Raw genomic sequence first — 21,986 nt, forward strand, 5'->3', positions numbered from 1 at the left:
TAGACTCCCGGCTTCGCTATTACAAGAAGTTGCCATGAGCCGTTATCGCCCACCCCGCACCGCCGGCACCGCGCTGATCACCCCCGAGGGTGAAGCGCGGATGCGCGCTGAATTCCATGAGCTGTGGCATGTGCGCCGTCCCCAGGTGACCCAGGCGGTCAGCGAGGCGGCGGCCCAGGGTGATCGTTCGGAGAACGCCGAATACACCTACGGCAAGAAAATGCTGCGGGAAATCGACAGTCGCGTGCGCTTCCTCACCAAGCGCCTTGAAGCGCTTAAAGTAGTCAGTGAAAAACCCAGCGATCCGAACAAGGTGTACTTCGGTGCCTGGGTGACGGTCGAAGATGAGGATGGCAAGGAATCACGCTATCGCATCGTCGGCCCGGACGAGTTGGACCTGAAGCAGAACCTGATCAGTATCGACTCACCGTTGGCACGGGCCCTGATCGGCAAGGCCCTGGACGCCGAGGTCAGCGTCCAGACGCCTACCGGCGAGAAACGGGTCTACATCGTGGACATCGCGTATCCGTAATCCTCGCCTCAGCGGCGCGTGATCAATCCCTGCCGGGCAACACGGGTCAACTGCCGGATCATTTCAGGAGCGTCCACCGCACTGGGGGACTGGATGACGGCCAGATCGAAACTGTCATTGGCGAACCGGGCCAGTGACTCGCCGTCTTCGACAAACTGGATCAGGAAAGCTGCGGGCCCATGATTACGACGTGGCCAGCCGTCGAGATAGCGCAAGAGCGTTGGCTGGTGAGTGCCGCCCAGGAGAATTTTCGGATTGCGTTGCACAAGGTTCGCCGTGATCGGCGCAAGACGTACTAGGGGGCTGGGTGCGTTCATCGTGTCGTGTCTCTGCCTCAAAAGTCTGCATGGCAGGTGAGAGGCAACACCGAACCAGCGCTTTAGCGGTATTTCGAAGCCTTGTCTTCGGCTTCTATCGGCGACTGGATTGAGTCACCTGGCGCCCCGCAAGTAGCTGTTTAAATCGGCGCATGAGCGGCATCCTAGAGAAGCTGACTGGCCAGTGTCAAGAATCACTCTCCATAAAAAGGCCCGTAGAAGACAGTAATGCTGTTTTCTGATTATCTGTTCCGAGAGGTGTGGGTTGGTGTGTATATCCGTTGCTGCGGTAACGGCGACTTAGGGTTCCGCCCTTACGGCGGGTCACTTTTGGAAAAGCGCCAAAAGTAAAAGCGCTTTGCCCCACCACTCGGCACCTCGCCTAGGCTCGGTGTGCCCGCACTCCGGCATTGCTCCGTGGGCCCGCCGCGAAGGGCCATCCATGGCCCAGCGCGACTACCTCGGCATCCATGCCGAGGTGCCCACTGCGCAATGCCTGCGTTCGGCCAGCGTGGTTTTACGGGGCGTCCAGATCAAGATCTAAAGCAAGAGCAAGAGCAAGAGCAAGAGCATGACCGGGGGACACATGCCAGCATCGTTGGGGCTGAGCCACCGCTATCGCGAGCAAGCTCGCTCCCACACAGAATCTCCAGTGAACACAAAATTATGTCCGACACAAAACCACTGTGGGAGCGAGCTTGCTCGCGATGAGGCCGGCACATCCAACATCACCGCAAACTGACACACCGCCTTCGCGAGCAAGCTTTGCTCCCACAGCCAAAACAACAAAACCAAAAAAACGGCGCTTTCCCATTTCTGGAAGAAGCGCCGCTTTTTCGAAGTGAACAGCATCACGTACAAGACGGGTTCCAATCGTGCAATCAACCCGCGATGGCGCGATCGACCGACAGCTTGCCCGCACCTTCGATCAGCACGGCAATACTGCCCGCCAGCAACGCCAGGGCAAACTCATAACCGTTGTTGGCCATGAACAAGCCGTTACCGATGTGCACGGAGAAAATCGCCACCAGCGACAGAAAGGCCAGGCCCAGTGCCGCAGGACGCGCCAGCAAACCGATGATCAGCGCCAGGCCGGCGAAAAACTCGGTGCCGCCCGCCAGTGTCGCCATCACGTAACCTGGGGTCAGGCCGATGCTTTCCATCCACTGCGCGGTGCCTGCCAAGCCGTAGCCACCGAACAGGCCGAAGAGTTTCTGCGAGCCATGGGCGGCGAAAATGATGCCGACAGCGATGCGCAGGACAGTCAGGCCGTAGCCAGCGCGGGTAAACAAGACTTTATTGATCAACGAGCTCATGCGGGTTCATCCCTAGGTATGTGGTTGTTGGTCGCTATATTAATCAAAAAAACTTGTACCAAAAGCGCAAAAAATGCGAGATACAAATCGAATTTATCGATTATTTTCGCTGGGCGACCTTTTGATCTCCAGGCTCCAGCGACTCTCGCTCACGATCAAATGCCAAGTAGTACTTATTGACACTATTAACGTAGCTGACGGCGCCCATTCCTACCTGCTCCATGGCAATGCGCTCGACCTGGAAAAACCACTGGTTGGGGTTCAGTCCCCGCCGCCGGGCCTCGGCTCGCATACCTTGGACGCGCTCGGGGCCCATGTTGTAGGCGGCCAGGACGAAGGCCATGCGCTCGCGCTCGTTGAGCTTGGGGCTGGCAAAGAACTTGCGGCGGATGAGGGCCAGGTACTTGGCGCCAGCCTGCACATTGGCATCCAGGTTCTGGATGTTATCGACTCCGACGCGCTGAGCCGCCGATGGGGTGATCTGCATCAGGCCGGTGGGGCCTGTGCCGCTGCGGGCGTTGGGTTGCAGGGCTGATTCCTTGAACGCCAGGGCCGCCAGGTTGAGCCAGTCCATGCCTTGGGCATCGGCATGTTTTTGCAGCACCGGGCGCAGTTTTTCCAGGCGCTGGCGATCAGCCCGGGCCAGCGGATAGTGGACCTGATACAAACGACGGTAAATGCGCAGGAATGCCGCGTCCTCGTTGGCGGGCACCTTGTAGGTCGCCAGGAATCGGTCGATGCTCGCCCGCAGCATGGCGGCGTCACGGCGAACGAACCAATACTCGTCACTCGGCTCGCCGATCAGCACCTGACGGTCGAAGCGCAACTTGGGCAGGATCTTGCTCCAGCGCTCGGCGATGGGCTGCTCGACGATGGTCAAATGGAAAATCCCACCCTGGACCATTTCCAGGACATCCTCCACAGCCAGGGTAGGATCGACCCATTCGACCTTCACCGGCGGCAGCTTGAGCAGCGCCAGTTTCTGGTTGATCTGGCTCACGGCGTCCCCCGCCGCGCTGCCGTTGGGCAGGGCCAGGGTCTTGCCGGAAAGTTGCTCCACACGGGTGTAGCGCTTCTCGCCCTTGATACCCACCAGCAGCAACGGCACGCCGGTACGGATCGGATCGCTGGCGCTGACCGCATGGCCGGCCTGCAGCTCGAGCAACTCACCCGGCGCTACCAGGTCGCCCTCCCCGCGCTGCAAGGCGCCGAGCAACTGGTCCTTGGCCATGGGGATAATCTTGAGGGTGATTTCCTGGCCATCCCGGGCGTGGCCGTTGAGGTATTGCTCGAAGGCTCGCAGCCGATGGTATTCGACACCAATGGGTTGGCCCTGGACTTCACCGGAGCTGTTGCGGCTCTGGTTGACCAAAACCTTCAACACACGGCTGCTGCGAATTTGCGCCAGGTCGCGCACCGTGCCCGGCGCCACTGCCTGCACCGGCCCAGGCAGCCGCGCTTCGGCCGGCATTGGCAACAACAGCGAACAACACAACAGTAGCAATACCTGGGGACGTGTCATCCACTCTCCGGAAGGAATACTGCGGACCGCCTCCCTTGAAAAAACGAGGCTGAGTCGACAGAAACAGAGCGCCTGGGGCGCTGAAAAAGTGCGGAAGACTGGCACAGTGATGGCTTTTATACCAACCCGATGTGTCTCGCGGCCTTAACAGACAGCCTCAACTCGTTGTAGTTCTTGGCTTTTCTTATAAATCTACAGCTCTGATATGCTTTCCAGCCTTTGGGCCGAGGTAGCACCATGCAACTCATCGATATCGGCGTCAACCTGACCAACCCCAGTTTCGCCGACAAACATCAGGCGGTGCTCGAGCGCGCCTATGAATCCGGAGTCTGCCAACTGGTCTTGACCGGCACCAGTATCGAGGGCAGCGAACAGGCTCTGGAACTGTGTCAACACCTCGACGACACTGGCGAGCGACTGTTTTCCACCGCCGGCATTCACCCTCACAGTGCCAGCGAGTGGACCGCCGACAGCGCCCGGCACCTCAAGGATCTGCTGATGCACAGCCGCGTGCGCGCGGTGGGCGAATGCGGGCTGGATTTCAACCGGGACTTCTCTCCCCGACCGCAACAGGAAAAGGTCCTGGAAGAACACCTCGCCTTGGCGGTCCAGTTGCAATTGCCGGTGTTCCTGCATGAACGCGATGCCGATCAACGCTTGCTGGACATCCTCCGGGATTTTCGCGATCAATTGCCGGCGGCCGTGGTGCACTGCTTTACCGGTGAAAAAAAGGCGCTATTCAGCTACCTCGACCTGGACCTGCACATCGGCATCACTGGCTGGATCTGTGACGAACGCCGCGGCACGCACCTGCACCCGTTGGTGCGCGAAATTCCCCGCGGTCGGCTGATGCTCGAAAGTGACGCACCGTACCTGCTGCCCCGCACGTTGCGGCCCAAACCCAAGAATGGCCGCAACGAACCGGCCTACCTGACGGAGGTCCTGCGCGAAGTGGCCTTGCACCGGGGCGAAACCCAGGAAGACCTGGCAGCCCACAGCACCGCCTGCGCCCGGGCGTTTTTTGGTTTACCCACAATATCCTGAACCCTGCAGATCCCTGTGGGCTCACATCAAAACCCTGGGGTCGATGTTGTCTGTTGACCCATATCAAAATCCCGTCACCTGAGTAGCGGCAGAATAATGGCACCTTGCCAATGCTGTTTCCGCTATCAGAGAAGACCTTCCATGGGTGCCTGGCTTAGCAATATCTCGCTGAAATACAAATTCTGGGCGGTCAATGCGGTCGCCTTTGTCACCACCTTGCTGCTGGTGCTCTACGCGGTGCACCTCGAACAGCAGGCGCGCAACCACGCGGCCCAGGCGAACGCCCAGGCCCAGGCGCACCTGCTTGATGCCTGGCCAGCCGGAACGCCCTTGCCCAAGGTCGACTATCTCCTGGCATTCCAGCGCGACCAGATTCCTGTTCTCAACGAACAACCGCTGCCTTCGCTGGCCCAGGCCAACGGCTGGGTCGAACTCGACACCGGGCTGCTGTTTGGCGACGACCCGCTGCTGGGCGCCCAAGTGGTCCGTCGAGGTGACGGCCAACAACTCGCCGTGTTGGCCCAAGGTGTGAGCCTGAGCCAAGTGTTCGGTGAACGCTTCAGCCATTACGCCGTGGCCGTGTTCGTGTTGATGTTGGCGATGCTGGGCGCCTCGCAGCTGTTGATCCGGTTTTTGCTCAGCCAGCTCAACACGCTCAAAGACGTGATGCTGCATGTGGAAAAAACCGGTGACCTGTCCGCCCGCGTGCCCCTGGCCTGCGAGGACGAAGTGGGCCAGATGGCGGCGGCGTTCAACGCCATGCAGGCCGGTTATCAACGGGTGGTCGACACCGTTGCCAGCACCGCCCGGCAGTTGGACAGTGGTGCGGCACGCCTGGCGTCGAGCATGAACGATGTTCGCCACGGCATGCTCGGCCAGCAAAGCGAAACTGATCAGGCCGCCACGGCGATCAACGAAATGTCCGCCACGGTTTATCACATCGCCCAACATGCCGGCGCCACCCGCGACCTGTCGAAAACCGCCGACACCCTGGCCGGCAACGGTCACGAAGTGGTCGCCCGGGTGCAACAGTCGATCACCGGGTTGTCTTCGGGTGTGCAACAGACCGCCGAAATGATCCAGCGCCTGGCCGAAGACAGCCAGAAGATCAATGGCGTGGTCAGTGTGATCCACAGCATCGCCGAACAGACCAATCTGCTCGCCCTGAACGCGGCCATAGAAGCCGCACGGGCCGGGGAAATGGGCCGAGGCTTTGCCGTGGTGGCCGACGAAGTGCGTAACCTGGCCAAGCGAGTACAGACCTCCACGGACGAAATCACCACCATGGTTTCGGCCCTGCAAGCCGGGACCCGGGACGCGGTGGACTTCATGCAGGAGAGTTCGCTCAAGGCCGACGATTGCGTGCAACAGGCCCGCGAGGCCGGTGACGCGTTGGCACAGATCACCGCAGCGGTGGCGCAAATGCGCGAGAGCAACACCCAGATCGCTGTCGCGGCCGAACAGCAAAGCCATGTCGCCGAGGAAATGAACCGGGCGGTGGTGAGTATTCGCGACGTGACCGAAAACACCGTGCGCCAAACCGTCGACTCAGCCACCACCAGCCATGAACTGGCGACGTTGGCGGGCGAGTTGAGCAAGGCGATTGGGCAGTTGAAACTGTAGAACACTGGCTTGCCCGAGTTTCCCTGTGGTGAGGGGATTCCCTCTGTGGGAGCAAGGCTTGCCCGCGATGGGCGCAATGCGGTCTTTGGCGAACCGACGAGCCTCCATCGCGGGCAAGCCTTGCTCCCACAGATAAATCCCCTTGCCACAACAGCAAACTGTATGGCCACCTATCGCTTCGATAGCCAACCGCCATTCGCCGCCTCACCCGACCGGACCTATCCTTGGATTATTCAGCTTCATTCAAGGAACAGCATCATGGGCAAACGTCACCCCAATCTTCCCGCCTGGCAATGGCGCGCCTACCCAGACAATCATCGGCACCCCACCAACCTGGTGTTGCACCTGATTGCCGTGCCGCTGTTCATCATCGCGTTTCTGCTGATTGTGTCGGGGGTGTTCAGCTTGAGCCTGGGCGATATCGCCATCGGCATCATCGGCCTGCTCGCGGCACTCGGCTTGCAACGTCACGGACACAGCCTGGAGGCCCAGGCCTCCGAGCCGTTCAGCGATCGCAAGGATGCCGTGTCACGCCTGCTGGTGGAACAGTTCCTGACTTTCCCACGGTTCTTTCTCAGCGGTGGCTGGTGGCGCGCCTGGCGGGAGCGCCACCGCCACAACCGCAAGCCTTGACCGGAGCAGCCTTACCCAAAGATAGTGACCGTCTGCCGACTCAGGGCGATCAAGCGGCCATCGGCGCTCCAGAACTTCGCGGCGACATGGCCGTAGCCGTCCTGGGCGTGCTCAATCTCGGCCAGGTACTTGCACCAGTCCAGTGTCGTGAGCTCCAGCAGCGGCTGGACGAACTCGATGGTCCAAGTGAGCGTACTGCCCGGGGCCATTTGCGTGAGGTGAGGCAATAAGGCTGGAGGCCAGGCATCGACCAAGGCCAGGATGTGGCTTTCGTTCAGCTGTTCCTCTTTCACGTCCCCGCGCAAACGCACCCAACCGCCCATGCTCCGGGACTTGTTGCCGCTGAATGGCAAGCCGCCAACGCTCCAGCGCATAGCCAGGTGCCGCATGAATTCCGGGGTCATGCCTTTGACATAAGGCAGCTCCTGGCATTGCTCCACGCTTTTGAATTCTGGCGCGGGATCGGCCTGCACCGCCACCACGGATGAGCGCGATGCACCGAAGCTGCCTTGCACCACGGTCACTACCTGGCCATTCTGCACCGCGCGCCCCAACACCTGGCTGACTGCCTTGCCTTCACGCAATACGTCGACTTCGAAACTGACAGGCACGTCGGGTTCGACCGGGCCGACAAAGGTGATCGCCAGCGAGCGCACCGGGCGGTCCGCCGGCACTTGGGCACGCATCGCCTCATATTGCAGTGCCGCCACCAACCCGCCAAAACTGGCCCGCCCCTGGCCCCATTCAGGCGCGATGCTCACCGCACCTGGCAGCCGGCGCACGGCATCGATCAAATCGGAAAAGCGCATGACGACCTCGAAAACAGGGAAAAGGATGAAGGGATCTTAACCAGCCCGGGCTGGCGGCACAGGGCTCATTCCGGCCAAAGAGACTGACAGAAAAGCCGCAGTCTTTGAATTCCCCCCAAACCAATGTGGGAGCGAGCTTGCTCGCGATAGCGGTGTATCAGTCAATCTGTACGCGAACTGACCCACCGCTATCGCGAGCAAGCTCGCTCCCACAGAGGGGAAGTCCCACAGGGGATGTGCTGGGGTTCAGGATTTTTCGAAGCAACTGGCAATCAGCTTGTCGAGCACCTTGTCGGACTTGGCCTCGGCCTTTTCCATCGCGGCGTGCCAGGTTGGCACACAAGCGTGCAGATCGGTTTCTTCCTTGGCCCTGGCCAGCCATTGCCAGCAATCGTGCCAGTCACCCAGCGCGGCCTGGGCGGACTTGAGCCGGGGCATGGCTGCTTCGGGCAAGCGGTCGAGTTCAGGGTAGGCTTCGATGGCGTAGCGCACGCGCTTGATCAGCAGGCGCAATCGATGGCGGTCATGGGCCGGATCACGCAGGGCTTCGCCGAGCGTTTTCCACTGTTTGTCCAGGCGCTTTTCGATGCGCTTGCGCAAGCCCTTCAGCAACCCCTCACGCTGGGCGGCGCGAATGAAGCGCGGGAAGGCATCGAGGATCATCAGCAACTGCGCCAGTTCAACACTCGCGGCCACGGCGGGATAAGCCTCGGCCATTTGCACCTGGCGTCGCCGCGCCGCCTCGGCCTGGCCATGCTGCTCCAGGTAAGCGGCCAACACTTCCCGGTCGCGCAAGGGCGTGGTCAGGGTGCCGACCGCCGAAGCAGCCGTTTCCAGCTGTTCGACGCCGGGCAACCCACGCAATGGTCGAAGCAGGCTGCGCAAACGGCGAACCGTGGTCCGCAGGTCATGCAGCGCTTCGCTGTCGGTATGGGCATTCAAGCGGGCCTGACAGGCCAACAGGCGGACTTCCAGGCCCAGTATCCGGGCCACCAGCCGATCGATCATGGACGTACTCCGTACACAGCGTTGAGCGTCAAGCCGCAAGCTACCAGTGAAAAACGATTCTGCGTCCTTCCCTTGTAGCTTGCAGTTGATTGCTTGTCGCTGCCTTTATCGTCCGGCGCGGGACTCGCGAATGTAGAAACGCGCCTTCTCGGCTTTCTTGGCGCAGCCTTCGAACGCTTCGAATTGCTGCTGGGTCTTGGCGCCCGTCAGCAAGGACAGGGCCTTGGAGTAGCTGACGGTGCCGGCAAAACCTTCGGCCTTGGCCAGGTCCAGTTCATGCCAGGCACTGTCGAGCTGGCTGCCACAACTGTCGCGGTAAGCGGTTTTGCCTGCACAACCGGCCAGGGCCAAAACCATCAAAGAAGCCACCAAGGGCAGGCGGATCCGGGCTTTCATCAATAACACCTCAAGTCAGGTCAACAGTCGTGCTATTAAGACGGTGGCAACGGCGAAAAGTGCCTTGCTTGACCGCGTAAATTCAAGTGTGGCCGAGCATACGCAAATGCCGCCACGGCGTGTCAAAAAACGACGCGTGCGCCACAACGATTGAGCCAAGTCGTCGATGGGTGCATTGTTGAAATCTGTTCGACAAGAGGCCGGGTCATGACAAAACGTGTCGCATTGGTATTGGGTTCGGGTGGCGCCCGGGGCTATGCCCATATCGGGGTGATCGAAGAAATCGAACGACGTGGCTACGACATTGCTTGCATCGCCGGTTGTTCCATGGGCGCGGTCGTGGGGGGGATTTATGCGGCGGGCAAGCTTGAGGAGTACCGCAACTGGATCGAAAGCCTGGATTATCTGGACGTCCTGCGCCTGGTCGACGTCAGTTTTCGCCTGGGGGCGATCCGTGGCGAAAAGGTCTTCGGGCAGATCCGCAAGATCGTCGGCGAAATCAACATTGAACAATTGCGCATCCCCTACACCGCCGTCGCGACCGACCTGACCAACCAGCAGGAAATCTGGTTCCAGGAAGGTTGCCTGCATCAGGCGATGCGCGCCTCGGCGGCGATTCCCAGCCTGTTCACGCCCGTGATGCAAGGCAACCGCATGTTGGTGGATGGCGGCCTGCTCAACCCATTGCCGATCGTGCCGGTGGTGTCGAGCCACTGCGACCTGATCATCGCGGTCAACCTCAACGCCACCAATCAGAAACAATATCGGTTACCGGTGATCCCGCGCCCCGCCGCGTTCCGGCGGCGCTTCGACACCCTGGTCAGTTCCCTGGGGTCGCGCCTGCCGTTTCGCCGCAAGCAGGCCGAGCAGCTGTTGCTGCTGGAGCAGGAAGCCTTGAAGGCCGAAGCCGCTGACATCAACCCGTGGATCGACTCGGCCGAGCCCGAAGGCCAACAACCGGCCGCCGCGCCAGAGAACGAAGGCGCACCGAAATCCGCCACCGGTTCGTTCATCATCGATAACGTCGGCCCGGCGTCGTTGCTGGATTTGATCAACCAGAGTTTCGAAGTGATGCAGACCTCGCTGGCCCAGTACAAGATTGCCGGTTACCCGCCGGATGTGCTGATCAACGTGCCGAAACGGGTGTGCCGGTTCTTCGAGTTCTACAAGGCGCCGGAGCTGATCGCGTTGGGGCGGGAGATTGCCAGCGATACTTTGGATCGGTATGAGAGCGACCAGAACTGAGAGATATCGAGTGGCTGTTCGGGCCTCTTCGCGAGCAAGCTCGCTCCCACATTGATCTGCAGTGAACCCTGTGGGAGCGAGCTTGCTCGCGATGGCGGCAGCCCTGACAACACCAGACTAAAGCCCACCCTCCCCCAACAACCGATACCCCACCCCCGCCTCGGTCACAATGAACCGCGGTCGGGTCGGGTCGTCGGCCAGTTTCTGGCGCAGGTGGCCGACCACGATCCGCAGGTAGTGACTGTCTTCGGTGTGGGTCGGGCCCCAGATGTCCTTGAGCAGTTGCTGCTGGGTAATGACCCGCCCCGGGTGCCGCGCCAGTTGCGCCAGCACGGCGTACTCCTTGCGGGTCAGGGCCACTTCGCTGCCGTCCAGCAGCACCCGTCGATACGCCAGGTCCACCGTCAGCGGGCCGAACTTCAGCGCGGCTTCCTGTGGCTCGCCTGCCGGAGCCTGGCGCAACAAGGCGCGGATGCGGGCGAGAAATTCCTGGATACCGAACGGCTTGGTCACATAATCGTTGGCTCCGTTGTCCAGCGCCTCGACCTTCTGCGCTTCGCTGGCCCTCACCGAGAGCACCAGCACCGGCACCGTCGACCATTGGCGAAACTCGCGCAACACCTGCTGGCCGTCCATGTCCGGCAGGCCCAGGTCGAGCACCAGCAGATCGGGTTTGTTCAGCGCCGCTTGGGCAAGCCCTTCAGCGCCAGTGCCGGCTTCCAGCACCTTGTAGCCTTGGGAACTCAGGCTGATGCGCAGGAATTTGCGGATCTGCGGCTCGTCATCGATGACCAAAAGGGTCGCGGTCTGGCTCATGGGGTTCGTTCGTTGCACTCAGGTGGAAAGGCAAGCAGGTGGGACGAGAGTAACCCAGCGCCGCTCAAGCTTCATCGTCCATGCCCGGTTGTGCCTGCAAGGGCAGGTGCAACGTGATGCAGGTGCCGCGTCCGTCGAGACCATCGGCCACGCTGATCCGCCCGCCATGGGCACCGACCATGCCCTGGCAGATGGCCAATCCCAACCCCGTGCCCTGCCCGCCCCGGTCACCGCGCGCGGCGGTGTAGAACATGTCGAAGATTTTCTCTCGCTCTTGTTCAGGGATCCCGGGCCCCTCGTCAGCCACCGCAAAAAACACTTCGCTGTCGGTCGCCCCGGCGCTCAGCAGCAGCCGCCCGTGGGCCGGCGAGAATCGCGCAGCGTTCTCCAGCACGTTCACCAGGGCCTGTTCGATCAACGCCGCATGGACATACAACAAGGGCAGATCGGCAGGCACCTCGACGCCGACCGCCAGCGGCGCCAACACCGCCCGCAAGCGGTTCAGTGCGCTGCCGACGATATCGGCCGGCGACACCCAGTCCCGCGCCAGCTTCAGGGCGCCGTGGCCAAGACGGGTCATGTCCAGCAGGTTCTGGATGTAGCGATCCAGCCGCTCGGCCTCATCGCGGGTGCCTTCGAGCAGTTCGCGACGATCGGTCAGTGGGATCGCCTCCCCCAGCGCCAGCAGGCTGTCGATGCTGCCGCGCATGGACGTCAGCGGCGTGCGCAAGTCATGGGACACCGAAGCCAGCAAGGCGCTGCGCAGTTGCTCGGTTTCACCGTGCAGGCGCGCCGCTTCCAGGTCCTGGGCCAGTTGCGCCCGCGCCAACGCCTGGGCCAATGGTTGACTGAGGGCCGCCAGTAAACGGCGACGCTGGCCGCTCAACGGCTTGCCTTCGTTCGGGCACACACCCAGCAATCCCAGTGGCCCGCCTTCCGCCGACAGCGGCCACCACCACCAGCGTCCGGATGGCAACGTCCCGGTGCCGGCACCGGCGGGCTGGTCGTGCTGCCAGGCCCAGTCGGCCGCCGCACGTTCGGCCTCGGTGAATGTCAACGGCTCGCCGGTCTCGACCTTCCAATCGCTCTGGCCGTCGCGATTGAGCAGACAAAGCTGCAAGTCGTGCAGGCCGTTGAGATGCTGCGCGGCGGCGCTGATCACCGCCTGGCGGTCGGTGGCGGCAGTGAGTTTGCGCGACAGGTCGAGCAGTTCGCCGGTTTCCTGCTGGGTGTCGCGCAGGGCCTGCAACTGGCGACGCTGGCGAGCGGCAAGATTGCCGGTCAGGGCGGCCATCAGCAGGAAAAACACCAGGGTCAGCACGTCTTCTTCGCGCTGGATGGTGAAGGAAAAATTCGGCGGGATGAACAGGAAATCATAGGCCAGGAACGACAGCGCTGCACAGGCCAGCGCCGGGCCAAGGCTGCTACGTACCGCCACCAGCAGCACCGCCATCAGGAACACCAGGGAGATATTGGGCAGCGCCAGCCACCCTGAAATACCCCAGGCCAACGCGCTGGCCGCCACGGTCGCCGTCAGCGCCAGCACGTAGTCGAACCCGGTCTGGACCGCGCTCGAACGCACTTGGGCGGGACGGGGCTGTTCATCGCTGTCCAGCACGTTGATTTCCAGTCCCCGGGCATCGCGCAACAAGCGTGAAGCCAAGCCACCGCCGAACAACCGTCGCCGCAAACGCGGCCGGGACTGGCCCACCAGCAGTAGCGTGGCGCGACGTTCGGTGGCGTGCTGGATCAAGGTCTTGGCGACTTCGCCGGCCCGCAACAGCACCACTTCGCCGCCGAGACGTTCAGCCAGCTGCTGGGCATTTTGCAGGTACTGTCGCGATGACTCGTCGTGCGTGACGCCGCTGTCTACGTGGACCAGGCTCCACGGCAGATGCCGACGCTGGGCGACGCGGCTGGCGTGGCGCACCAGACGCTCGGCCTGCACATCGGCGCCCACCCCCACCAGCAATCGTCCGCGCACTGCCGGCGCGGCCTGGCCCAGTTGCCGATAACCCTGGGCCAGGTCGTTGTCCACCTGGGCGGCGGCGGTCTGCATGGCCAGTTCACGCAGCGCGGTCAGGTTGGTCTGGGTGAAAAACGCATCGATCGCCGCTCGCGCCTGCTCCGGCACATAGACCTTGCCATCACGCAGGCGCTCCAGCAGCTCGCGTGATGGCAGGTCGATCAACAGCAGTTCATCGGCTTCCTGCAAGACCCAGTCCGGCAGCGTCTCGCGCACCTGCACACCGGTGATGCCGCGCACCTGGTCGTTGAGGCTTTCCAGGTGCTGGACATTGACGGTGGTGTAGACATCGATGCCTGCGGCGAGCAGTTCCTGAATGTCTTGCCAGCGTTTGGCATGACGACTGCCGGGGGCGTTGCTGTGGGCCAGTTCGTCCACCAGCACCAAGGCCGGGCGGGCCGCGAGCAGGCCGTCGAGGTCCATTTCTTCGAGCATGACGCCGCGATATTCCGAACGCACCAACGGTTGCTGTACCAGGCCGCCGAGCAGTGCTTCGGTTTCGGCACGACCGTGGGTTTCCACCACTCCGGCGACGACTTTCACGCCTTGACGCAGTTGGGTGTGGGCCGCTTGCAGCATGGCGTAGGTCTTGCCGACACCGGGCGCCGCACCCAGGAAGACCTTGAGCCGGCCACGGTCGTTGCGGGGCAGATTGGCTAACAGTGCGTCGGCGCGGCCGGAGTCGCTCATGGCGTGGAAATCTCTTTCAAATATTGATCAAACACCCTGTGGGGAGTCGGACCTGTGGGAGCAAAGCTTATGGGAAGTGGACCTATGGGAGCAAAGCTTGCTCGCGATCAAGGCGACACAGTTCAACGGATGGACCGCGTTATCGTTCATCGCGAGCAAGCTTTGCTCCCACAGGCTTTGCTACAGCGGGCTTTTACTGCAGCAAGCTTTGCTCCCACAGGCGCCACTCCCACGGGTTTTACAGTTTTTCCAAGGCCAGGTTCAGCGCCAGCACATTCACCACTGGCGGGCCCACCAAGGATTGCTCAGTGTTGTCGTCGAGCAGTTGCTGCAAGGTCGAGGCCGGCAGGTTGCGCGCGGCGGCGACACGCGCCAGTTGATAGGCAATCGCCGCCGGAGGCAAGTGCGGATCCAGCCCACTGGCGGAGGTGGTCAGCAATGCCAGCGGCACCGGGCCCTGGCCGGGCACCTGGAGTTTTTGGGCGTCTTCGATTACCCGCGAGGCCAGGGCCGGATTGCTCGGGGAAAAGTTGCTGGCGCCGCTGGCGACCGTGGCGAAGGCTCCAGCCGATGGCCGTGGATGAAACCAGGCATCGCCGGTGAAATCCTGGGCGATCAGCGTCGAGCCACGGACCTTGCCGGCCGCATCGACGATCAGGCTGCCATTGGCCTGGGCGGGAAAGGCGACTTGCGCCACGCCAGTGACCACCAGTGGGTACGCGACACCGGTGATCAGGGTCATCAGTAATAACAGGCTCAAGGCCGGGCGAATCAGAGTGGACATTTCAAAATCCTCGAATTGAAGTAAATCCAGTGCTCAAAGCCTGTGGGAGTCACCTTGTGGGAGCAAAGCTTGCTCCCACAAGAAACGGCGAACTCAAACCAGCTTCAACGCCGTCAGCAACATATCGATCGCCTTGATCCCCACGAACGGCACCACGATCCCACCCAGGCCATAGATCAACAGATTGCGTCGCAACAGCGCCGCCGCACTCGCCGCTTGCACTCGTACACCGCGCAGGGCCAGGGGGATCAGTACGACGATGATCAGGGCGTTGAATACGATGGCCGACAGGATCGCGCTCTGGGGGCTGCTCAGGTGCATCACATTCAACACGCCGAGCTGTGGATAAATCGAAGCGAACAGCGCCGGCAGGATCGCGAAGTACTTGGCGATGTCGTTGGCGATGGAGAAGGTGGTCAATGCACCACGGGTCACCAACAGTTCCTTGCCGATCTGTACCACATCGAGCAGTTTGGTCGGGTCGCTGTCGAGGTCGACCATGTTGGCCGCCTCCCGCGCGGCCTGGGTGCCGTCGTTCATCGCCATGCCGACATCGGCCTGGGCCAGGGCCGGGGCGTCGTTGGCACCGTCGCCACACATGGCCACCAGCCGACCGTCATTTTGCTCATGACGGATACGCGCCAGCTTTTTCTCCGGCGTGGCCTCTGCCAGCACGTCATCGACACCGGCCTCGGCGGCAATCGCCGCAGCGGTCAGCGGGTTGTCACCGGTGACCATCACCGTGCGGATCCCCAGCTTGCGCAGCTCGGCAAAGCGCTCGCGAATGCCCGGCTTGACCACGTCCTTGAGATGGATGGCCCCCAGCAACCGGCCGTCCATGCAAACCAGCAGCGGTGTGCCGCCACTCTGGGCGATCTTGTCGACCTCCCGCGCCAATGCCTGCGGCAACTCATTGCGTGCAAGGCCGATGAAGTCCAGCAACGAGTCCACGGCGCCCTTGCGGTAGATACGGCCCTGATAGTCGACTCCGGACAAACGGGTTTCAGCACTGAACGGCACGGCCGTCAGCGCTTCGACGCCAGGCTCAGACTGTGGATGCAAACCTCGCAGGTACTCGACGATGGACTTGCCCTCGGCGGTGTCGTCAGCCAACGAGGCGAACAGCGCGCCTTCGGCCAGTTCCTTGGCACTCACACCAGGGGCGGTATAGACCGCTGTACAACGACGATTGCCAAAGGTGATGGTGCCGGTCTTGTCCAGCATCAGCACATGCACGTCCCCCGCCGCCTCGACCGCACGACCGGATTTGGCGATCACGTTCAGGCGAACCAACCGGTCCATCCCGGCGATGCCGATGGCCGACAGCAACCCGCCGATGGTGGTGGGAATCAAGGTGACCAGCAGCGCCACCAGAAACACCAGCGGCAGGTTGGCGTTGGCGAAATGGGCGAACGGTTGCAGCGTCACCACCACCAACAGGAAGATCAGCGTCAGGCCGATCAACAGGATATCCAGCGCCACCTCGTTCGGCGTTTTCTGGCGTTTGGCGCCTTCGACCAGGGCGATCATGCGGTCCAGTGTGGACTCGCCGGGATTGCTGGTGATACGTATCAGCAGCCAGTCGGAGACCAGCCGCGTATTGCCGGTGACGGCCGAGCGATCGCCGCCGGACTCGCGGATGACCGGCGCCGATTCGCCGGTGATCGCAGCCTCGTTGACCGCGGCGATGCCTTCGATCACTTCACCGTCGCCGGGGATCATGTCGCCGGCCTCGACGCGCACCACATCACCTTTGCGCAGACGGGTGGCGGGGACGATTTCAAAACCGCTGGCGGTCTGGCGACGTGCGTTGAGGCCTTCGCTACCGGCCTTGAGGCTGTCGGCCCGAGCCTTGCCGCGGCCTTCGGCCAACGCTTCGGCGAAGTTGGCGAACAGCACGGTGAACCACAGCCACAGCGCGATTTGCGCGGCGACAAAAGTCGGCACGGCGTTGTCGGGAATGAAGCACAGCACGGTGGTGAGGATCGCGGTCAGTTCCACCACCAGCATCACCGGGGCGCGGTGCAATTGACGCGGGTCGAGCTTGACGAAAGCTTGCACCAGCGCTGGCCGCCACAGGGCCGAGATTGCGGTTTTCGGTTGCTCCGGCGCCTTGGCGACGGCGGTTTTGCTCATCGGCATATTCATTTTCATATCCCTCAGAAGCCCAGGCTCAAGTGTTCAGCAATCGGCCCCAGGGCCAGGGTCGGCAAGAAGGTCAAGCCGCCCACCAACAGGATGGTCACGGTCAACAAGGTCACGAACAACGGGCCGTGGGTGGGGAAGCTGTTCTGGCCAATCGGCGCGGTTTTCTTCAAGGCCAGGCTGCCGGCCAACGCCAGCACTGGCAGGATGTAGCCGAACCGGCCGATCAACATGCCCAGGCCCAGCATCAGGTTGTGGAAAGGTGTGTTGGCGCCGAACCCGGCAAATGCCGAACCGTTGTTCGCTCCCGCCGAGGTGTAGGCGTACAACAACTGGCTGAAACCGTGGGCACCCGGGTTGCTCACCGCAGCGGCCGGACCGGGCAGGCTTGCGGCGACGGCCCCCAGCACCAGCACGCTGACAGGCATCACCAGCAGGGTTGCCACCAACAGTTGCACCTCCCTGGCGCCCAGCTTCTTGCCCAGGTATTCCGGCGTGCGACCGATCATCAAGCCGGCCAGGAATACTGCGATCAGCACGTTCAACAGCATTCCGTAGAGCCCGGCCCCGACGCCGCCGAAGATCACCTCGCCGACCATCATGTTCACCAGCGACACCATGCCACTGAGCGGGTTGAGGCTGTCGTGCATGGCGTTGACCGAACCGTTGGACGCTGCCGTGGTGGTCACCGACCACAGCACCGTGGCGGTGGTGCCGAAGCGCGCTTCCTTGCCTTCCAGCGGCGCGGTTTGCTCGACGGCTGGGTTGTTCAGGGCCGGGTTGGGCTGGTATTCGGCCCACAGCGACGTGGCACCGCCGATCAGGAACAGGGCAAGCATGCAGGCGATGATCGCCCGGCTCTGGCGCAGGTCCTTGACGTAATGGCCGAAGGTGAACACCAGCGCGGCGGGAATCAGGATGATCGAAGCGACTTCGAACAGGTTGCTCCAGGCCGTCGGGTTTTCGAACGGATGCGCCGAGTTGACGCCGAAGAAACCGCCACCGTTGGTGCCCAGTTGCTTGATCGCGATCTGGCTGGCGGCCGGCCCCAACGGGATGACCTGGTCGACACCTTGCATCGTGACCCCGTGTACATAGTGCGCAAAGGTCTGCGGTACACCCTGCCAGACCAGGAACAATGCCAGCAGCAGGCACAGAGGCAACAGCCCGTAGAGAGTGGCGCGAGTCATGTCGACCCAGAAGTTACCCAACGTTGCGGCGGACTTGCGCCCGATGCCGCGACACAGTGCCACGAGCACGGCCAGGCCGGTGGCGGCGCTGACGAAGTTCTGCAAGGTCAGGCCGACCATCTGGCTCAGGTAGCTCAGGGACGCTTCACCGCTGTAGGACTGCCAGTTGGTGTTGGTCGTGAAACTCACGGCCGTGTTGAAAGCCTGGGTCCACTCCATGCCGGGCAATTGTTCGGTATTGAGCGGCAGATATCCCTGCAGCAGGAGAATGGCGAACAGCAACACAAAACCCGCCAGGTTGAACGCGAGCAAGGCCAGGGTGTATTTCTGCCAGCTCTGCTCAGCGGTGGAGTCGACACCGGCCAGGCGATAGCAACCGCGCTCCACCGGGCCGAGGATCGGCGAAAGCCAAGTGCGCTGGCCTTCCATCACCCGGTAGTAAAAACGCCCCAGAAACGGTGCCGGAATCAGCACCAGGGCGAAAAAGGCGAGGATCAGCCCATAGTCATAACCGTGCATAGCCGCTCCTAGTTCCGATCTGCGCGCAATAGCGCAACCAGCAGATAAATGAACAGCGCCCCTGCCAGCAGCAGCGACACCCCGTCCAGAACACTCATGGGATTTCTCCGTGGTACGGCGTCGTGCCGTGTGTGGAGTGATTGTCGGCAGAGAGGCTGTAAAGGAACGAGATCGAGGGTGGGGCTGGGGGGTAAAGAATCCGTAAAAAGTGTTGGCTGGGCCGGCCTCATCGCGAGCAAGCTCGCTCCCACATGGGATCTGTGGTGAATAAAGAATTTGTGTTCGCTGAAGCCCTCCTGTGGGAGCGAGCTTGCTCGCGATGAGGCCAGCCCAGGCGCCGACGCTCTGAACTGGGGCACAAAACCAAGCCATCCGATAGCGAACATCCCCGATACGACACGATTTCACCCATTACGACCGCCCTCGCCACACTGGCACGTCCACTGCAATGCCCCTCCCCAGCGCTTTTGCTATGGATCGAGGGGAGCCACCGATGAACACACAACTCAAACCCACCCTGGGCACCCTGCATTTATGGGGTATTGCCGTCGGCCTGGTGATTTCCGGCGAGTATTTCGGCTGGAGCTACGGCTGGGGCGTGGCCGGGACAATGGGCTTTTTGGTGACGTCCTTCATGGTGGCGGCCATGTACACCTGCTTCATTTTCAGCTTCACCGAACTGACCACCGCCATTCCCCATGCCGGCGGACCGTTTGCCTACAGCCGTCGCGCCTTCGGCGAGAAAGGCGGGTTGATTGCCGGCCTGGCGACGCTGATCGAATTTGTCTTCGCCCCGCCGGCCATTGCCCTGGCCATCGGCGCCTACCTGAACGTGCAGTTCCCGGCCCTGGACCCAAAACACGCAGCGGTCGGTGCCTATATCGTGTTCATGGGCCTGAACATCCTCGGGGTCAAGCTGGCCGCGACGTTCGAGCTGATTGTCTGCGTCTTGGCGGTGGCCGAACTGCTGGTGTTCATGGGCGTCGTGGCCCCGGCGTTCAGTTTCAGCAGCTTTGCCCTGAACGGCTGGGCCGGTTCCGATGTATTCGGCGCACCGGCCATTGCCGGCATGTTCGCCGCGATTCCCTTCGCCATCTGGTTCTTCCTGGCCATCGAAGGCGCGGCCATGGCCGCCGAAGAAGCCAAGGACCCGAAACGCACGATTCCCAAGGCTTACATCAGCGGCATCCTGACCCTGGTGGTCCTGGCGATGGGCGTGATGTTCTTTGCCGGCGGCGTCGGCGACTGGCGCACCCTGTCGAACATCAACGATCCCCTGCCCCAAGCCATGAAAACCGTGGTTGGCGAAAGCTCCGGCTGGCTGCACATGCTGGTGTGGATCGGCCTGTTCGGCCTGGTGGCGAGTTTCCACGGCATCATCCTCGGCTACTCGCGCCAGTTCTTCGCCCTGGCCCGCGCCGGTTACCTGCCCGCCTCCCTGGCCAAACTGTCACGCTTCCAGACGCCGCACCGGGCGATCATCGCCGGTGGGCTGATCGGCATCGCAGCGATCTACAGCGACGGCCTGATCAACCTCGGCGGCATGACCCTGACTGCAGCGATGATCACCATGGCCGTGTTCGGTGCCATCGTCATGTACATCATGAGCATGCTCAGCCTGTTCAAATTGCGTAAAACCGAACCCAACCTGGAACGTACCTTCCGGGCACCGGGCTATCCGCTTGTACCCGGCATCGCCCTGGTATTGGCCGTGGTGTGCCTGGTGGCGATGGCCTGGTTCAACGCGCTGATCGGGCTGATCTTCCTCGGCTTCATGGCGGTGGGTTTCGTCTACTTCATCCTCACCGCACAGCTGCGTGCAGACGCTCCCGCCGATGCGATGCTGACCGGGCTTTGAGGTGAAGCTGGCCGAACGGGCGTAGTATTGAACCACTGCGAGCAACCTTCGCTCATAAGTGGTAGGTGCGATGGATCGGCGAAATGTTCGTCCGTCCATCGCCCCCTCAAGGAGAACCCTATGCCCTGGTATGCCTGGTTGATTCTGATTGTTGCAATCGGCTCGATCGTTGGTGGTCTGATGATGCTGCGCGACACCGCCAACAAGGTCGAGTTGACCGATGAGCAACGCAAGCGCGTTGCCGAGCGCAATGCGGAAATGGATGCGAAGGAGGCCAAGGATCGTTGAATCGCACACCGCTTTTGTGGCGAGGGCGCTTGCTCCCTCGCCACAAAAGCCAGCGCCTGCTGCGTCACTTTTCCCAGTCCGCCTTGGCAATGTGCAAGCCATGCAACCCCTTGTACGCCGCCCGCTCAGGCTGACTCCAACCCTCCAGCAATGAATCCTCCAATCGATAGATCTCAACCCCCAGCGGGCGACAGACGCTAAGGGGATCCTGCGCATCCGGCCCCCACATCGCCAGCGACAAGTCGCCACCCGGGCAGGTGGACAGGGCGCACAACAGATCGATCTCGGCAAAAAACTCCAGGTAATCGCCCTTCTGCGCCGGACAGGCCTTCATGAAGTACATGTCGTCATGATTAAGCCCCGTGCATTGGAAGATATTCAGCACGTCATGCACATCGAACTCCGTCAGGCCGTGGGGCAACACTGCACGGGTCAGGTTCGAGTGGCAGTGATGATGGAAATCCTCGCCGGTCAGCATCCTGTTTACATAGGGATCACAGCGCGTCCCCAACAGATCGTGCAGTCGTCCACCATGCTCATCGATACCATAACCGGCCAGACTGTCATCGGTGATGGTCACCAAGGGCCGCAGGAATGGCAGGTTCGACCACAACCGATCATGGGTGCTGACGTGAGCACCTTGAAGCTGGCGCGTGCGCGCTGCCCACAAGCGTTCCCGTGGATCGTGGGCATTCCAGACGTTGAAGTCCCCCACCTGCGGGCCCACCGGGGTCGTGACGCGGAACACATGACCGGCAGGTACGTGCCAAGCGCGGCCGGTGCGGATGGGGACCTCGAACTGTTCGATCAGCGTGCGCTTGTCCTGCTGGGTGCGGATGCGGTCGTAGAAGGGTTTGTCCACCTGCAGGGCTGAACCTTTGCTGACCTGGTAGGCGGCTGGGTAGTCTTTGTACATGGCGCGGGTCCTTGATCAGGGGTGATGGGTGGGAGTTAGCAGTTGCAGAAGCAGTTGCTCGGAATCGTTGAGGTAAGAGCCAGTCAAATTACTCCAACTCGGAAATTTAATCGTAAAAAGACTTTTCGGGAGGGCGCAACGTGTCGAGGATGGGGAATGCGGCTTGGCAGCCTACCCTATCCGATCAGGTCCTATGGTCGGGGAAAAACCCCCACGAAAAGGGTGACGCTTCCCCCCTTGCAGATTAATATGCCAGTGCTCAGACATAACGCGACAGAATTCCGTGAACCTTTATTCTTTCCATATTAA

General features: G+C 61.8%; 20 protein-coding genes. 7 read left to right on the forward strand and 13 right to left on the reverse strand.

All coding sequences use genetic code 11. The features are described from left to right. Window positions 1-34 precede the first annotated feature (34 nt). On the forward strand, window positions 35-532 hold the full coding sequence (gene greB, locus F7R20_RS21465) for a transcription elongation factor GreB (RefSeq protein ID WP_003199337.1): 498 nt from the start codon (window positions 35-37) through the stop codon (window positions 530-532). An 8-nt stretch (window positions 533-540) separates the two neighbouring features. On the opposite strand, the gene F7R20_RS21470 is transcribed toward greB, so the two are convergent. From F7R20_RS21470 to F7R20_RS21485, 3 genes are all read right to left on the reverse strand, one after another. Then, window positions 541-849: a hypothetical protein gene (locus F7R20_RS21470; RefSeq protein WP_013692574.1), complete on the reverse strand. Its 309-nt coding sequence runs from the start codon at window positions 847-849 to the stop codon at window positions 541-543. Between the two features lie 881 nt (window positions 850-1,730). Continuing rightward, window positions 1,731-2,165, reverse strand: a complete 435-nt coding sequence (locus F7R20_RS21480) for a DoxX family protein (RefSeq protein WP_003199333.1) — start codon at window positions 2,163-2,165, stop codon at window positions 1,731-1,733. 100 nt (window positions 2,166-2,265) lie between these two features. Then, complete coding sequence (locus tag F7R20_RS21485; protein WP_003199330.1) at window positions 2,266-3,687, reverse strand: MltF family protein; 1,422 nt, start codon at window positions 3,685-3,687, stop codon at window positions 2,266-2,268. Between the two features lie 237 nt (window positions 3,688-3,924). Between F7R20_RS21485 and F7R20_RS21490 the strand changes: the two genes are divergently transcribed. From F7R20_RS21490 to F7R20_RS21500, 3 genes are all read left to right on the forward strand, one after another. Then, complete coding sequence (locus tag F7R20_RS21490) at window positions 3,925-4,731, forward strand: TatD family hydrolase (RefSeq protein ID WP_003199328.1); 807 nt, start codon at window positions 3,925-3,927, stop codon at window positions 4,729-4,731. A gap of 141 nt (window positions 4,732-4,872) precedes the next feature. Beyond that, on the forward strand, window positions 4,873-6,354 hold the full coding sequence (locus F7R20_RS21495; RefSeq protein WP_003199326.1) for a methyl-accepting chemotaxis protein: 1,482 nt from the start codon (window positions 4,873-4,875) through the stop codon (window positions 6,352-6,354). Between the two features lie 258 nt (window positions 6,355-6,612). After that, the gene (locus F7R20_RS21500) at window positions 6,613-6,987 is read left to right on the forward strand and encodes a terminase (RefSeq protein ID WP_003199324.1); all 375 of its coding nucleotides are present in this window, start codon (window positions 6,613-6,615) and stop codon (window positions 6,985-6,987) included. An 11-nt stretch (window positions 6,988-6,998) separates the two neighbouring features. Here the strand turns inward: F7R20_RS21500 and F7R20_RS21505 are convergent, their stop codons facing one another. The 3 genes from F7R20_RS21505 to F7R20_RS21515 all read right to left on the reverse strand — a co-directional run bounded on the left by F7R20_RS21505 (window position 6,999) and on the right by F7R20_RS21515 (window position 9,200). Then, window positions 6,999-7,796 carry an acyl-CoA thioesterase gene (locus F7R20_RS21505; protein WP_003199321.1) on the reverse strand — a complete coding sequence of 266 codons (798 nt, stop codon included), beginning with the start codon at window positions 7,794-7,796 and terminating at the stop codon, window positions 6,999-7,001. Window positions 7,797-8,042: 246 nt separating this feature from the next. Then, the gene (locus tag F7R20_RS21510) at window positions 8,043-8,804 is read right to left on the reverse strand and encodes a CHAD domain-containing protein (RefSeq protein ID WP_003199320.1); all 762 of its coding nucleotides are present in this window, start codon (window positions 8,802-8,804) and stop codon (window positions 8,043-8,045) included. Between the two features lie 105 nt (window positions 8,805-8,909). After that, complete coding sequence (locus F7R20_RS21515; RefSeq protein WP_003199317.1) at window positions 8,910-9,200, reverse strand: hypothetical protein; 291 nt, start codon at window positions 9,198-9,200, stop codon at window positions 8,910-8,912. A gap of 207 nt (window positions 9,201-9,407) precedes the next feature. Here F7R20_RS21515 and F7R20_RS21520 point away from each other — a divergent pair, with 207 nt between their 5' ends. Continuing rightward, window positions 9,408-10,445 (forward strand): patatin-like phospholipase family protein, encoded by a 1,038-nt coding sequence (locus F7R20_RS21520; RefSeq protein ID WP_003199314.1) that lies wholly within the window; start codon window positions 9,408-9,410, stop codon window positions 10,443-10,445. A gap of 117 nt (window positions 10,446-10,562) precedes the next feature. Here F7R20_RS21520 and F7R20_RS21525 read toward each other — a convergent pair whose 3' ends face one another. The 6 genes from F7R20_RS21525 to kdpF all read right to left on the reverse strand — a co-directional run bounded on the left by F7R20_RS21525 (window position 10,563) and on the right by kdpF (window position 18,713). Continuing rightward, complete coding sequence (locus tag F7R20_RS21525) at window positions 10,563-11,261, reverse strand: response regulator (protein WP_003199312.1); 699 nt, start codon at window positions 11,259-11,261, stop codon at window positions 10,563-10,565. A gap of 64 nt (window positions 11,262-11,325) precedes the next feature. Continuing rightward, complete coding sequence (locus tag F7R20_RS21530; protein WP_003199310.1) at window positions 11,326-13,977, reverse strand: sensor histidine kinase; 2,652 nt, start codon at window positions 13,975-13,977, stop codon at window positions 11,326-11,328. A 238-nt stretch (window positions 13,978-14,215) separates the two neighbouring features. After that, entirely contained in the window at window positions 14,216-14,761 is a 546-nt protein-coding gene (gene kdpC / locus F7R20_RS21535; protein ID WP_003199308.1) for a potassium-transporting ATPase subunit KdpC, read from the reverse strand. 93 nt (window positions 14,762-14,854) lie between these two features. Next, window positions 14,855-16,915 carry a potassium-transporting ATPase subunit KdpB gene (gene kdpB / locus F7R20_RS21540; protein WP_032833235.1) on the reverse strand — a complete coding sequence of 687 codons (2,061 nt, stop codon included), beginning with the start codon at window positions 16,913-16,915 and terminating at the stop codon, window positions 14,855-14,857. 5 nt (window positions 16,916-16,920) lie between these two features. After that, the gene (gene kdpA / locus F7R20_RS21545) at window positions 16,921-18,615 is read right to left on the reverse strand and encodes a potassium-transporting ATPase subunit KdpA (protein ID WP_081352379.1); all 1,695 of its coding nucleotides are present in this window, start codon (window positions 18,613-18,615) and stop codon (window positions 16,921-16,923) included. Window positions 18,616-18,623: 8 nt separating this feature from the next. Then, window positions 18,624-18,713 carry a K(+)-transporting ATPase subunit F gene (kdpF, locus tag F7R20_RS21550; RefSeq protein ID WP_032833236.1) on the reverse strand — a complete coding sequence of 30 codons (90 nt, stop codon included), beginning with the start codon at window positions 18,711-18,713 and terminating at the stop codon, window positions 18,624-18,626. Between the two features lie 395 nt (window positions 18,714-19,108). Here kdpF and eat point away from each other — a divergent pair, with 395 nt between their 5' ends. Together eat and F7R20_RS21560 are read left to right on the forward strand one after the other, a co-directional pair. Next, on the forward strand, window positions 19,109-20,473 hold the full coding sequence (gene eat / locus F7R20_RS21555) for an ethanolamine permease (protein WP_003199301.1): 1,365 nt from the start codon (window positions 19,109-19,111) through the stop codon (window positions 20,471-20,473). 120 nt (window positions 20,474-20,593) lie between these two features. Next, a complete protein-coding gene (locus F7R20_RS21560; RefSeq protein ID WP_003183831.1) occupies window positions 20,594-20,761 on the forward strand; it encodes a DUF2897 family protein in 168 nt (55 codons plus the stop codon). A 64-nt stretch (window positions 20,762-20,825) separates the two neighbouring features. Here the strand turns inward: F7R20_RS21560 and F7R20_RS21565 are convergent, their stop codons facing one another. Then, window positions 20,826-21,677, reverse strand: coding sequence for an urea carboxylase-associated family protein (locus F7R20_RS21565; protein ID WP_003199299.1), 852 nt, complete (start codon window positions 21,675-21,677; stop codon window positions 20,826-20,828). Window positions 21,678-21,986 lie beyond the last annotated feature (309 nt).

The organism is Pseudomonas brassicacearum subsp. brassicacearum (assembly GCF_008801605.1).
Classification (GTDB): domain Bacteria; phylum Pseudomonadota; class Gammaproteobacteria; order Pseudomonadales; family Pseudomonadaceae; genus Aquipseudomonas; species Aquipseudomonas brassicacearum.

Bases quoted from the DNA above. Each gene is read 5' to 3' on its own strand.
- greB (WP_003199337.1), top strand. From the start codon at position 35: ATGAGCCGTTATCGCCCACCCCGCACCGCCGGCACCGCGCTGATCACC.
- F7R20_RS21490 (WP_003199328.1), top strand. From the start codon at position 3,925: ATGCAACTCATCGATATCGGCGTCAACCTGACCAACCCCAGTTTCGCC.
- F7R20_RS21520 (WP_003199314.1), top strand. From the start codon at position 9,408: ATGACAAAACGTGTCGCATTGGTATTGGGTTCGGGTGGCGCCCGGGGC.
- F7R20_RS21515 (WP_003199317.1), bottom strand. From the start codon at position 9,200: ATGAAAGCCCGGATCCGCCTGCCCTTGGTGGCTTCTTTGATGGTTTTG.
- kdpF (WP_032833236.1), bottom strand. From the start codon at position 18,713: ATGAGTGTTCTGGACGGGGTGTCGCTGCTGCTGGCAGGGGCGCTGTTC.
- F7R20_RS21510 (WP_003199320.1), bottom strand. From the start codon at position 8,804: ATGATCGATCGGCTGGTGGCCCGGATACTGGGCCTGGAAGTCCGCCTG.
- F7R20_RS21565 (WP_003199299.1), bottom strand. From the start codon at position 21,677: ATGTACAAAGACTACCCAGCCGCCTACCAGGTCAGCAAAGGTTCAGCC.
- F7R20_RS21480 (WP_003199333.1), bottom strand. From the start codon at position 2,165: ATGAGCTCGTTGATCAATAAAGTCTTGTTTACCCGCGCTGGCTACGGC.
- kdpA (WP_081352379.1), bottom strand. From the start codon at position 18,615: ATGCACGGTTATGACTATGGGCTGATCCTCGCCTTTTTCGCCCTGGTG.
- F7R20_RS21500 (WP_003199324.1), top strand. From the start codon at position 6,613: ATGGGCAAACGTCACCCCAATCTTCCCGCCTGGCAATGGCGCGCCTAC.
- F7R20_RS21485 (WP_003199330.1), bottom strand. From the start codon at position 3,687: ATGACACGTCCCCAGGTATTGCTACTGTTGTGTTGTTCGCTGTTGTTG.
- F7R20_RS21495 (WP_003199326.1), top strand. From the start codon at position 4,873: ATGGGTGCCTGGCTTAGCAATATCTCGCTGAAATACAAATTCTGGGCG.
- F7R20_RS21525 (WP_003199312.1), bottom strand. From the start codon at position 11,261: ATGAGCCAGACCGCGACCCTTTTGGTCATCGATGACGAGCCGCAGATC.
- eat (WP_003199301.1), top strand. From the start codon at position 19,109: ATGAACACACAACTCAAACCCACCCTGGGCACCCTGCATTTATGGGGT.
- kdpC (WP_003199308.1), bottom strand. From the start codon at position 14,761: ATGTCCACTCTGATTCGCCCGGCCTTGAGCCTGTTATTACTGATGACC.
- F7R20_RS21530 (WP_003199310.1), bottom strand. From the start codon at position 13,977: ATGAGCGACTCCGGCCGCGCCGACGCACTGTTAGCCAATCTGCCCCGC.
- F7R20_RS21560 (WP_003183831.1), top strand. From the start codon at position 20,594: ATGCCCTGGTATGCCTGGTTGATTCTGATTGTTGCAATCGGCTCGATC.
- F7R20_RS21505 (WP_003199321.1), bottom strand. From the start codon at position 7,796: ATGCGCTTTTCCGATTTGATCGATGCCGTGCGCCGGCTGCCAGGTGCG.
- kdpB (WP_032833235.1), bottom strand. From the start codon at position 16,915: ATGAAAATGAATATGCCGATGAGCAAAACCGCCGTCGCCAAGGCGCCG.
- F7R20_RS21470 (WP_013692574.1), bottom strand. From the start codon at position 849: ATGAACGCACCCAGCCCCCTAGTACGTCTTGCGCCGATCACGGCGAAC.